Raw genomic sequence first — 11,330 nt, forward strand, 5'->3', positions numbered from 1 at the left:
GACGGCGACGACCTGGGTCACCGGCTGCTTCGTCACGGCGGACTTGACGAGCTTCCTGCCCGTCGTCACCCCGTCGGTGGTGGTCACCTCGTAGGTCAGGGTCCGTACCCCGTTCACGCCCTTGGTGCGGACGACCCGCTTGCCCTGGGCCAGCGACGAGTCCTTGACGGTCCGCTCGCCGTACCGGATGGTGGCCCGCTCCGTCACCGTCGTCACCTGCACCACGGGCGCGGCCGCCGCGCTGGACGCGCTGGGTGCCACCGACGGGGGTGCCGACGAAGGCACAGTGGAGGGTGCGGCAGCCGCCGACGACGCCTCCTCGGTCGGCTCGCCGGGTGTGGCCAGGATGGGCTGCTGCGGCTGCTCGGCAGCGGTGCCGGTCTGGGTCGGCTTCGGCTCGCCGGTCAGCGCGCTGACGATGGCGGTGCCGGTGCAGCAGAGCAGCAGGATCGACAGGGTCACCGAGCCGAGGATCACGGCGGCCCGACCGGCGGGAGTGGTCCGACGGAACCAGTTGGGCCGGGGCTGCTGGCCGGGCGGCGGCGGGTACGACGGACCCGGGTTCTGTGGTGGTTGCATCGTCACGGCGATGAGTGTCGTCGCAAATACCGTGTGCAATATCCACCGTCGCGTTCGTCACCTGCGCCTTTCGCTTCCCGGGACGGGTCGGGGGGCGCGCCTGTGGGGGACGAGTCGATAGGCGCGGCAACCCACCAGGCCGGCGGGGCAGGGCCGATCGTGCGGGTGTCAGCACCACCAAAAACCGCAAATCACCATGCACCGGTTCGATGAGCGATCGGACGCCCGTCGCGGCGACGAAACTGTCGCGATGCCGTCACTCGGACGCGTTCATCGCTCCTGCAACCCCCAGCGAGGCGTCGGGGGCAGCGCCCTCGGCCGAGCACCCCGACACCGGCCCACGCGCCGGTGGCGAGCAGCTCCAACGCGATGACCGGGTTGAGGGAGGTATGCCAGACCACCGCCTGGTGCCCGTACTCCCGCGTCGACAACGAGTGGACGACGCGAGAGTACGGGACGGGCGGGATCAGCCGATGCTGACGAGGGCGTTGTCCATTGCGCCGCGGAACTGGTCGTTGTTGGACAGACCCGGTCCCTTGGCGCCGATGTTGACCTTCGCCGTGTTGGTGATGGTCATCGTGGCACCGGTCGAGGACGCCACCGTCTCGCTGCCGACGATCAGGCTGAGGACGTCACCGCGCCGCTTGCACTGGACGAACTTCCAGCCCTGGTCGGCGATGGAGGCGTCGGCGGTGATGAGCAGCGACGCCGCCCCGTTGGGGCCGGTGCCGGCGATCCGGCAGCCCGGCTTGCCGTCGTCGAGCTGGAGCTTCCACTGCGCCGGGTCGGCGAAGACGCCTTTCTGCATGAGGTTGGCGCCGCTGGTCACCTGACCGGCTGAAACCTTCACCAGGGTGCTGATGGTGAAGTCCTGGCTGCCCGGGTTGAGGTTGGCGGCATCCGGGACCTGGACGACGGCGCTACCGGAGGCCGGGAAGGCGATCGCCGGGCTGGCGCCCCCACCACTGGGGCGGGTCGTACGCGAGATGGCGCCCGGGGCACCGACCGCGATGCAGCCGGAGTCGCCGGGGGTGGCGACGTCGGCAAAGCACCCGGTCGTCCACGGACCGGGCTCGATCTGCCCGGTGGGAGTGGCGTCGAAGTCGAGGCGCAATTCCTCGGTGGCGGCGTACGCGGGTGCGGTGTCAACCAGGACTGCGGCGGCGAGAGCGGTGACGCCCAGAGCGAGTGCGGACATGGCACGACCCATGGTGGCCCTCCAGAGATTGGTCTGCAGGCCCCCGTGTGGCCGCAGCGCATCAATATGATCACTATGAGTACGGCCGCTGTCAATGCCGTCCGGGGTGGCCGGTCACCGTTCCTGCAGGCCCCAGGGGGAGCCGTATCCGTTCAGCAGGTCGAGGAAGGGCATCGGGGGCAGCGCCTCCGGCCCGAGCACCCCGACACCGGCCCACGCGCCGGTGGCGAGCAACTCCAAGGCGATGACCGGGTTGACGGCGGTCTGCCAGACCACCGCCTGGTGCCCGTACTCCCGCATCGACCACTCGTTGTCGACCACGTGGTACAGGTAGACCTCGCGGGGTCGCCCGTCCGGGCCGAGGCCGCGTACCCAGGTGCCGGCGCAGGTCTTGCCGCGCATCCGGGCGCCGAGCGTGGCCGGGTCGGGCAGACTCGCGGCCACCACGTCACGCGGGGAGACCTCGACCCCGCGGACCCGCACCGGGGAGACCGCGTCCAGGCCGAGCTTGTGCAGTGTCTTGAGCACCTCGATGAACTCGTCGCCGAGGCCGTACTTGAAGGTGACCCGCCGGGCGTTGACCCAGCGCGGGATGAGCAGCACCTCCTCGTGTTCGACGTTGACGCACTCGACCGGCCCGATGCCCTCCGGGAAGTGGAAGACCTCCGGCTCGGAGAACGGTTCGGTGGTGAACCAGCCCCGGTCCCGCTCCCAGACGACTGGCGGGTTGAGGCACTCCTCGATGGTGGTCCAGATGGAGAACGAGGGCGCGAAGTCATACTCGTCGACGGTGAGGTTCGCCCCGTCCCGCACACCGATCTCGTCGATCTCACTGAACAGCTCGTCGGCGGCGTACCGGGCGAACACGTCCGACAGGCCGGGCTCGACCCCGATGCCGCAGAGCGCGAGCCGACCGGCAGTCGACCAGGTGTCGGCCAGTGCGAACTGTTCGTCGCCGAGCTTCACGCCGGTCTCGGCGTGCGACAGCGACATCGCCATGTCCAGGTAGTCCGCGCCGGCCGCGAACGCGCCGTTGAAGATCGGCATGACGAAGCGCGGGTCGACGGCGTTGAGCACGTGCGTGATCCGGTGCTCCCGGCACAGCGCGGTGACCGCGTTGGCCGAGGCGGCGTCCACCTGGGCGGCGACGAAGCGGTCACCGTGCCCGGCGACCGCCCGCTGGGCGCGAGCGGGGTCGTGGTCGGCAACCACCATGGTCTCGAAGAAGGTCCGTCGGGCGGCGATGGCTACGGCGGCAGAGCCGACGCCACCGGCGCCGACGAGGAGGACACGCATCAGGAATCAAACCCCAAACCGAAACGATCGAGAGTACGGAGCCAGAGGTCGCGCCGGCCCTCGCGCGCGTCGGCGCGGGCCAGTGACCAGCGGGTGAGATTGATGCCGACCGCGCGGACGGGTTCCGGCGGGAACGGCAGTGGCTTGCGGCGAACCAGGTCGAGCCCTGTCAGCGGGGTGTTCCCGCCGTCGAGCAGGTCGAGCAGCACCCGGGCGCCGAAGCGGGTGGCCCCGACGCCGAGGCCGGTATAGCCGGCCGCGTACGCCAACCGACCGCCGTAGGCGGTGCCGAAGAACGGGCAGAACCGGGTGCAGGTGTCGATGACGCCGCCCCATCGGTGGCTGAACCGCACGTCCGCGAGCTGCGGGAACGTGGTGAAGAAGTGGCGGGCGAGGGTGGTGAAGGTGGCCGGTCGTTGCTCCAGCTCGGGTGCGACCCGGTTGCCGTAGTGGTAGACGGCGTCGTAGCCGCCGAAGAGGATCCGCCCGTCGGCGGTGATCCGGTAGTAGTGGAACTGGTTGGCGGTGTCGGCGAGCCCCTGCCGGTTGCGCCAACCGATGGCGTCGCGCTGGGCTGGGGTGAGCGGCTCGGTCATCAGCACGTGGTCGTAGACCGGCACCAGGTAGGCCCGCAGCCGGCGCAGCAGCGGCGGGAACGCGTTGGTGGCCAGCACCACCCGACGCGCCCGCACCGAGCCGGGTCGGCCGTCGGCCGGGGTGTCGGCCGGGTGGGCGGTGGGCTCGGCGCCCAGGGTGCTGGCGTGCAGCGCGGCACCGTCGGCGCGCAGCCCGGTGACCCTTGTGTGTTCGTGCACGCGTACGCCGAGGTCGAGGCAGGCGCGGCGAAGCCCCCAGGCCAGCTTCGCCGGGTCCACCATGGCCACCCGGTCGGCGTCGAACATCCCGCCCAGGTACGTCGGTGAGTGCACCTCGGCGCGCACCTCGTCCCGGTCGAGCAGCCGCACCCGGTGGCCGTACCGACGGGCCAGGTCCGCGTCGGCGGCCAGCCCGTCGAGTTGGTACGGCTCGACGGCGACGGCCAGCTCACCGGTGCGCTCGAAGTCGCAGTCGATGTCGAACGTCGCGACTGTGGCGGCAATGGCGTCCAGGTTGTCCCGGCCGAGACGTTCCAACTCGCCGACCTCGTCGGGGAACCGGTCGACGCCGTTGGCGAGGCCGTGGGTCAGCGAGGCGGCGCAGAACCCGCCGTTGCGCCCGGACGCGGCCCAACCGCAGGTCCCGGCGTCGACGAGCAGCACGTCCCGGTCCGGGTCGGCCTGCTTCGCCAACAACGCGGCCCACAGCCCGCTGTACCCGCCGCCGATCACCAGCAGGTCCGCGGAGTGCGGGCCGACCAGTGCCGGCAGCGGGTCGGGGCGGTCCGGACGGTCGAGCCAGTACGGCACGGGTGCCGCGTCGGCCAACGCCCGGCCGGTGTGCGGAATCGTCATGACGGAGCACCGGTCGGAAGACCCGCATCCGGGAGGGTCATGACGACCGACGCAGGTGACCCGGCGGCCCGGCCAGCAGGTTGGCGCGGCGGGCCCGTCGACCGCGCAGCGAGCTGAGCCCCACCAGCAGCAGCGCGACCGCGAACATCGCGGTGCCGATCACGTTGACCTGCGGTGGGATGCCGCGCTGGGCAGCGCCCCAGACGTACATCGGGAACGTGACGGTGGTGCCGGCGTTGAAGTTCGTGATGATGAAGTCGTCGAAGCTCAGCGAGAAGGCCAGCAACGCGGCGGCCACGATGCCGGGCAGCACCAGCGGCAGGGTGATCCGCCGGAAGGTCTGCCACTCGTTGGCGTAGAGGTCCATGGCGGCCTCCTCCAGCCGCCGGTCCATCCCGGCGAGCCGCGCCTTCACGGTGACCACCACGAACGACACGCAGAACATCACGTGCGCGATCAGGATGGTCCAGAAGCCCTGCGGCACGCCCGCCGACACGAACAGGGCCAGCAACGACGTGCCCATCACCAACTCCGGGGTGGCCATCGGCAGGAAGATCAGCACGTTGATCCCGGACCGACCCCGGAAGCGGTGCCGGACCAGCGCGAACGCCATCAGGGTGCCGAGCACGGTGGCGACCACTGTGGCGAGGAAGCCGATCTGCACGCTGCGGACCACGGCGTCACACATGTCCGAGGTGGCACACGGCTGCCGCCAGTTGTCCAGTGTGAACTCGTTGAAGTCGTACGACAGTCGGCTCGACGGCCTGTTGAACGACAGTGCGGCCACCACCAGGATCGGCAGCGCCAGGTAACCGAGCACCAGCAACGCCACGATCATCACCCAGCGGTCCGCCAACCAGCGCGAGAGTCGCATTAGAGGACCTCCTCCGTGCCGGCCCTGCGCAGATAGCCGAAGACCACCGCGAGGATCGCCGCCATCAGCAGGAACGACAGTGCGGCGCCCTGCGGGTAGTCCAGTCGGACCAGGAACGCCGAGTCGATGACGTTGCCGATCATGTATTCGTTCGGGGTGCCGAGCAGTTCGGCGTTGATGTAGTCGCCGCTGGCGGGGATGAAGAACAGCAGCGTGCCGGCGACCAGACCGGGCATGGACAGCGGCAGCGTCACCCGCCGGAACGCCTGCGCCGGGCTCGCGTACAGGTCGGTGGCCGCCTCGAGCAGCCGGGGGTCCAGCCGCTCCAGGCTCGCGTACAGCGGCAGCACCAGGAACGGCAGGAAGTTGTACGTCAGGCCGAGCACCACAGCGAACGGGGTGGCCAGCAGCCTGCCGTCCGGTGCGAGCAGGTGCACGTCCCGCAGCAGGCCGACCAGCGCGCCGTTGTCCGACAGGATCGTCTTCCAGGCCAGCGTGCGGACCAGGAAGCTGGTGAACATCGGCGCGACCACGCACACCAGCAGCAGGTTCTTCCACCGGCCGGCCTTCTGCGCGATCGCGTACGCCAGCGGGTAGCCGAGCAGCAGCGCCAGCACCAGGGCCAGCCCGGCGTAGCCGAACGAACGCAGGAACTGCGGCCAGTACGCCTGCACCACATCCGGGTAGTTGCCGAACGCCCAGGTCATCGCGTACCCGGTGGAGAGCGAGCCGCTGGGGTCGTACAGGCTGGCCGCCGCCAACTGCGCCAGCGGCACGCCGAAGAAGATGAGCAGCCAGGCCGCGCCGGGCAGCAGCAACAGGTACGGCAGGAGCCGGTGCCGCCCGGGTCGAGGTGCCGAGGGCGGTGGCTCCCCCGATCCGGTGCGGGCCAGGAGGGTCATGACGGCGCGCCGACCGGCTCGTCGAGCACCGGCGACGTCCGGTCGGTGTCGGCGGCGTCGCGGGGCAGCAGAAACGCGTGCCGGGGATCCCAGTACGCCACGGCTTCGCTGCCGACCGGCATCCGCTCCGACACGCCGCTGTTCGCGGCGAAGACCGACACCTCGGTGCCCCAGCCGGTGCGCAGCAGGTACTGCGTGCTGACTCCCACGTAGGAGGCGTCGGTGACCACCCCGGTGACGTGCTGATGTCCTTGGGGCACCTGGTCGGCGGAGCCGACCAGAATCAGCTTCTCGGGGCGTACCCCCAGGTGAACCGGACCGTGGTCGGCCCGCGACCGGCCGGCGGGCACCGAGAACCGCGTGCCGTGCGCCGTCACCGCGACGTCGCCGCCGCCGGCGCCGGTGGCCTCCCCGGCGAGCAGATTGGACTGGCCGAGGAAGTTCGCCACGAACGCGGTGGCGGGGAACTCGTAGATGTCGGCCGGGGCACCCAACTGCTCGATCCGGCCGGCGTTCATCACCGCGACGGTGTCGGCCATGGTCATGGCCTCCTCCTGGTCGTGGGTGACGTGCACGAAGGTGATGCCGACCTCGATCTGGATGCGCTTCAGCTCGATCTGCATCTGTCGGCGCAGTTTCAGGTCGAGTGCGCCCAACGGTTCGTCGAGCAGCAGCACCTGCGGCCGGTTGATCAGGGCGCGGGCCAGCGCGACCCGCTGCTGCTGACCACCGGAGAGCTGGGCGGGGCGGCGGTTGCCGTAACCGTCGAGCTGCACCAGGGACAGCATCCGGGTGACCTCGTCGTCGACCGAGCGGATGCCGCGTCGGCGCAGCCCGAAGGCGACGTTCTCGAAGATGCTGAGGTGGGGGAAGAGCGCGTAGCTCTGGAAGACGGTGTTGACCGGCCGCTTGTACGGCCGCAGCCGGGCAATGTCCCGGTCACCGAGGAGCACCTGGCCGGTTGTCGGTTCCTCCAGGCCGGCGATCATCCGCAACGTGGTGGTCTTGCCGCAGCCGGACGCGCCGAGCAGCGCGAAGAACGAGCCCTGTTCGATGGTCAGGCTGAGGTCGTCGACAGCGGTGAAGACGCCGAAGCGTTTGGTGAGGTTGGCCAGGCGCAGGTCGCCGGCGGGTGTCTCGCGCGCCATCCCCGTCACGCCCCGATGACCTGCTGGAACTTACCCTCGTACTCCCGTTCCTGCTTCTCGTCCAGGGCCATGAACACCTTGGACTTCGACAGCAGCGCCTCGTCGGGGAAGATCAGCGGGTTCGCTGCCAACTCGGGGTCGATCTTCTCCATCTCGGCCTGCGCGCCCTTGACCGGGCAGATGTAGTTGACGTAGGCGGCGAGCTTCGCCGCGACCGCCGGCTCGTAGTAGTAGTTGATCAGCGCTTCGGCGTTGCTCTTGTGGGTGGCCTTGTTGGGGACCATCATGTTGTCGCTGTAGAGCATCGCGCCGGAGTCCGGCGCGACGAACCGCACCTTCTCGTCCTCACCGGAGAGTTGGATCACGTCCCCGGACCAGCCGATGCATGCGGCGATGTCACCCTTGGCCAGGTCGGGCGCGTAGTCGTTGCCGGTGAACTTGCGGATCTGGCCGGAGTCGACGGCCTTCTTGAGCTTGTTGAGGGCGTCGTCGAACTGGGCGGCGGTGAAGTTCGCCGGGTCGTGCCCGTTCGACCCGAGCAGCAGACCCATCGTGTCGCGCATCTCGCTGAGCGCTGTCACCTTGCCCTTGAGGTCGGGGCGGGTGAGCAACTCGTCCACTGTGCGCAGTTCCTTCGTGACGTTGCCGTTGTACGCCAGACCGGCGAGGCCGGACTGCCACGGGATGGAGATCCGGTTCTCGGTGTCGAAGGGGCGGTTGAGCAGCGACGGAAGCAGGTTGGCCTGCACGTTCGGGATGTTCGCCGGGTCCAGCTTCTGGATCCAGCCGAGCCGGATCATCCGGGCCGCCATCCAGTCGGTCAGCACGATGATGTCCCGGTCGGTGCTCTGGCAGGCGGCGAGCTGGTTCTGGACCTTGCCGAAGAACTCGTTGTTGTCGTTGATGTCCTCGGTGTAGGTCACCTGGATGCCGGTCTTCGTGATGAACTCGTCGAGGCTCGGCCGCTTGGACTCGTCCTTCTCGTCCACGTCCATGTACTGCGGCCAGTTGGCGAAGGCGAGCTTCTTCTCGGTGCCGGAGAGGTCCTCGCTGACGCAGCCGGCTTCGGTCTGCTGCGCACCCTTGGTGCCGCAGCCCGCGAGGCTGCCGCCCATGGTGAGCAGGGCGGCCGAACCGAGAGTGCCGGTGAGCAGTCCACGCCGGGAGAGGGGCCGGAGGGGAGTACGCATGACGACTCCTAGGGGGTCATCGTCGGCGGGCGGGACGGGGAGGCGCGCCGGCGGGAATGTCGGGAGGATGAAGTGCCATGGACGACTGATCCTGACATGAGGTGACCTCCCTTACAAGGGATTCCGTTGTGGGAATAGCGATGTACGACGAAATACGCCAGACTACGCGGGGATACACGCGCGACATCACGATTCGGGATATGGGGAGCGGGCAATGACAAACCGGCAGCACGAGAACAGCAACGGCGGTCGACGCGTCGCTGTCCGTGACGGTGCCAATCACGCTCTGCTGGATGACGTGGCCAAGCAGATCATCGAGCAGCTCCAGGAGGACGGCCGCCGCCCCTACGCGACGATCGGCAAGGCGGTGGGGCTGTCCGAGGCGGCGGTCCGCCAGCGGGTGCAGCGGCTGCTCGACTCCGGCGTGATGCAGATCGTGGCGGTGACCGATCCGCTCCAGCTCGGCTTCCCCCGGCAGGCGATGATCGGCCTGCGTACCGACGGTGACCTGGAGGCGGTCGCGGACCGGCTGGCCGAGCTGGAGGAGGTCGACTACGTGGTGATCACCGCGGGGTCGTTCGACCTGCTCACCGAGGTGGTCTGCCGCAACGACGACCACCTGCTGGAGATCCTGCAACGGCTGCGCGCCGTGCCCGGGGTGCTCTCCACCGAGGCGTTCGTCTATCTCAAGCTGCGCAAGCAGACCTACACCTGGGGCACGGCCTGAGCTTCCCTTTGATCAACTCGGCTTTCCGGAAGTCGGGGCGTCCGGGCCGCCCTGATGCCCCGATTCCCGGCAACCCGAGTGGATCGAGCCGGCGGCCGCGGGGGGAGCTACCACCGGCCAGGCCCTTTGGAGCTGATGCCGCAAACGATTCGGCGGCCGGCGGGCGACCTGGACAGCCGAGCGGCACCCGATCGACAGCCGTGATGCCGCAACCGATTCGGCGGCCGGCGGGCGACCTGGACAGCCGAGCGCACCCGACCGCCTCGTCCTGATGTCGCAAACGATTCAGCTCCAAAGGCAGCCACCAGCACACCTCCGGCCCCCGCCCAGACTCCCGCCGACCGCCGACGAACCGGCCAGCAGCAGTACGAATTCCGTTGCATCCATGACGTCAGCACGCTGAATCCGTCGCCAACGGACGGTGATACCGCCGATAACACTTGCTTCGTAGCGTGAGACTGTGCGATAACCGTTGGCAGAGCGGCCGGCCTCACCCCGTTGACCGGCCCGATGACCGATGGGGCTGACATGGCCAACGCCACCGACCACCTCTGGATGCACTTCACCCGGATGGCGAGCTACTCCGCCGGTGAGGTGCCGACCATCGTGCGCGGCGAGGGTGCGTACGTGTGGGACGCGCAGGGCCGCCGCTACCTCGACGGGCTCGCCGGGCTCTTCGTGGTCAACGCCGGCCACGGCCGCACCGAGCTGGCGGAGGCTGCCGCCAAGCAGGCCGGCGAGCTGGCCTACTTCCCGCTCTGGTCGTACGCCCACCCGAAGGCCGTCGAGCTGGCCGAGCGGATCGCCGCGCTCACCCCCGGCGACCTCAACCGGATCTTCTTCACCACCGGGGGCTCCGAGGCCGTCGAGGCGGCGTGGAAGCTGGCCCGCGCCTACTTCAAGCGCACCGGCAAGCCCAACAAGTACAAGGTGATCAGCCGCTACATCGCCTACCACGGCACCTCCATGGGCGCCCTGTCGATCACCGGCCTGCCCGGCATCAAGAGCGACTTCGAGCCACTGGTGCCGGGCGCGATCAAGGTGCCGAACACGAACTACTACCGCGCGCCCGAGCACGGCGACGACCCCGAGGCGTTCGGCCGTTGGGCCGCCGACGAGATCGGTCGGGCCATCGAGCGGGAGGGGCCGGACACTGTCGCCGCGGTCTTCCTCGAGCCCGTGCAGAACTCCGGCGGGTGCTTCCCACCCCCTCCCGGTTACTTCGACCGGGTACGGGAGATCTGCGACGCGTACGACGTGCTGCTCGTCTCGGACGAGGTGATCTGCTCGTGGGGCCGGTTGGGTGAATACTTCGGCGCGGTGCGCTACGGCTACCAGCCGGACATCATCACCACCGCCAAGGGCATCACCTCCGGCTACGCCCCGCTCGGCGCGATGATCGCCAGCGACCGGCTGATGGAGCCGTTCCTCACCGAGACCGGCATGTTCGCCCACGGGGTGACCTTCGGTGGACACCCGGTCTCCTGCGCGGTGGCCCTGGCCAACCTGGAGGTCTTCGCCCGCGAAGACCTGGTCGGGCACGTACGCGCCAACGAGGCCGCCTTCCGGGCCACCCTGGAGAAGCTGTACGACCTGCCGATCGTCGGCGACGTCCGCGGCGACGGCTACTTCTACGGCATCGAACTGGTCAAGGACAAGACCACCCGGGAGACCTTCAACGAGGCCGAGTCGGAGCGCCTGCTGCGCGGCTTCCTCTCCACCGCCCTGTTCCAGGCGGGCCTCTACTGCCGGGCCGACGACCGGGGCGACCCCGTCATCCAGTTGGCCCCGCCTCTGATCGCCGAGCAGCAGCACTTCGACGAGATCGAACAGATCCTCCGCACAGTCCTAACCCAAGCCTGGACCAAGCTCTAACCCCACCCACCCACCCCACCCACCCCAGACCGTGTTGATCAAGAGGTTTGCGTCAAGAACGCGCCAGACCATGACCGAAACCTCTTGATC

10 protein-coding genes are annotated in these 11,330 nt (G+C 69.3%); 2 read left to right on the forward strand and 8 right to left on the reverse strand.

Going from position 1 to position 11,330, the window contains the following annotated elements; genetic code table 11:
* From KBX26_RS31800 to KBX26_RS31835, 8 genes are all read right to left on the reverse strand, one after another.
* Positions 1–579, reverse strand: a 579-nt coding sequence (locus KBX26_RS31800) for a G5 domain-containing protein (protein WP_210867105.1), incomplete at its 3' end; no start/stop codon positions are given.
* Between the two features lie 466 nt (positions 580–1,045).
* On the reverse strand, positions 1,046–1,777 hold the full coding sequence (locus KBX26_RS31805) for a LamG-like jellyroll fold domain-containing protein (RefSeq protein ID WP_210859662.1): 732 nt from the start codon (positions 1,775–1,777) through the stop codon (positions 1,046–1,048).
* A gap of 114 nt (positions 1,778–1,891) precedes the next feature.
* Entirely contained in the window at positions 1,892–3,073 is a 1,182-nt protein-coding gene (locus KBX26_RS31810) for a saccharopine dehydrogenase family protein (protein ID WP_210867101.1), read from the reverse strand.
* Entirely contained in the window at positions 3,073–4,524 is a 1,452-nt protein-coding gene (locus KBX26_RS31815; protein WP_210867102.1) for an FAD-binding oxidoreductase, read from the reverse strand. Before KBX26_RS31815 ends, KBX26_RS31810 begins: the two co-directional genes overlap by 1 nt.
* Positions 4,525–4,561: 37 nt before the next feature.
* Positions 4,562–5,398: an ABC transporter permease gene (locus tag KBX26_RS31820; protein ID WP_036412865.1), complete on the reverse strand. Its 837-nt coding sequence runs from the start codon at positions 5,396–5,398 to the stop codon at positions 4,562–4,564.
* On the reverse strand, positions 5,398–6,300 hold the full coding sequence (locus KBX26_RS31825; protein WP_030338300.1) for an ABC transporter permease: 903 nt from the start codon (positions 6,298–6,300) through the stop codon (positions 5,398–5,400). Before KBX26_RS31825 ends, KBX26_RS31820 begins: the two co-directional genes overlap by 1 nt.
* Positions 6,297–7,448 carry an ABC transporter ATP-binding protein gene (locus tag KBX26_RS31830; protein WP_210867103.1) on the reverse strand — a complete coding sequence of 384 codons (1,152 nt, stop codon included), beginning with the start codon at positions 7,446–7,448 and terminating at the stop codon, positions 6,297–6,299. Before KBX26_RS31830 ends, KBX26_RS31825 begins: the two co-directional genes overlap by 4 nt.
* A gap of 5 nt (positions 7,449–7,453) precedes the next feature.
* A complete protein-coding gene (locus KBX26_RS31835) occupies positions 7,454–8,638 on the reverse strand; it encodes a spermidine/putrescine ABC transporter substrate-binding protein (protein ID WP_210867104.1) in 1,185 nt (394 codons plus the stop codon).
* 214 nt (positions 8,639–8,852) lie between these two features.
* Here KBX26_RS31835 and KBX26_RS31840 point away from each other — a divergent pair, with 214 nt between their 5' ends.
* Entirely contained in the window at positions 8,853–9,365 is a 513-nt protein-coding gene (locus KBX26_RS31840; RefSeq protein ID WP_030338307.1) for an Lrp/AsnC family transcriptional regulator, read from the forward strand.
* 528 nt (positions 9,366–9,893) lie between these two features.
* The gene (locus KBX26_RS31845) at positions 9,894–11,240 is read left to right on the forward strand and encodes an aspartate aminotransferase family protein (RefSeq protein WP_030338309.1); all 1,347 of its coding nucleotides are present in this window, start codon (positions 9,894–9,896) and stop codon (positions 11,238–11,240) included.
* Positions 11,241–11,330 lie beyond the last annotated feature (90 nt).

The organism is Micromonospora sp. C97, assembly GCF_018070385.1.
Taxonomy (GTDB): domain Bacteria; phylum Actinomycetota; class Actinomycetes; order Mycobacteriales; family Micromonosporaceae; genus Micromonospora; species Micromonospora parva.

What these genes read in the sequence shown, in the direction of transcription:
- KBX26_RS31805 (WP_210859662.1), bottom strand. Translation starts at nt 1,777, where the DNA reads ATGTCCGCACTCGCTCTGGGCGTCACCGCTCTCGCCGCCGCAGTCCTG.
- KBX26_RS31810 (WP_210867101.1), bottom strand. Translation starts at nt 3,073, where the DNA reads ATGCGTGTCCTCCTCGTCGGCGCCGGTGGCGTCGGCTCTGCCGCCGTA.
- KBX26_RS31815 (WP_210867102.1), bottom strand. Translation starts at nt 4,524, where the DNA reads ATGACGATTCCGCACACCGGCCGGGCGTTGGCCGACGCGGCACCCGTG.
- KBX26_RS31820 (WP_036412865.1), bottom strand. Translation starts at nt 5,398, where the DNA reads ATGCGACTCTCGCGCTGGTTGGCGGACCGCTGGGTGATGATCGTGGCG.
- KBX26_RS31825 (WP_030338300.1), bottom strand. Translation starts at nt 6,300, where the DNA reads ATGACCCTCCTGGCCCGCACCGGATCGGGGGAGCCACCGCCCTCGGCA.
- KBX26_RS31830 (WP_210867103.1), bottom strand. Translation starts at nt 7,448, where the DNA reads ATGGCGCGCGAGACACCCGCCGGCGACCTGCGCCTGGCCAACCTCACC.
- KBX26_RS31835 (WP_210867104.1), bottom strand. Translation starts at nt 8,638, where the DNA reads ATGCGTACTCCCCTCCGGCCCCTCTCCCGGCGTGGACTGCTCACCGGC.
- KBX26_RS31840 (WP_030338307.1), top strand. Translation starts at nt 8,853, where the DNA reads ATGACAAACCGGCAGCACGAGAACAGCAACGGCGGTCGACGCGTCGCT.
- KBX26_RS31845 (WP_030338309.1), top strand. Translation starts at nt 9,894, where the DNA reads ATGGCCAACGCCACCGACCACCTCTGGATGCACTTCACCCGGATGGCG.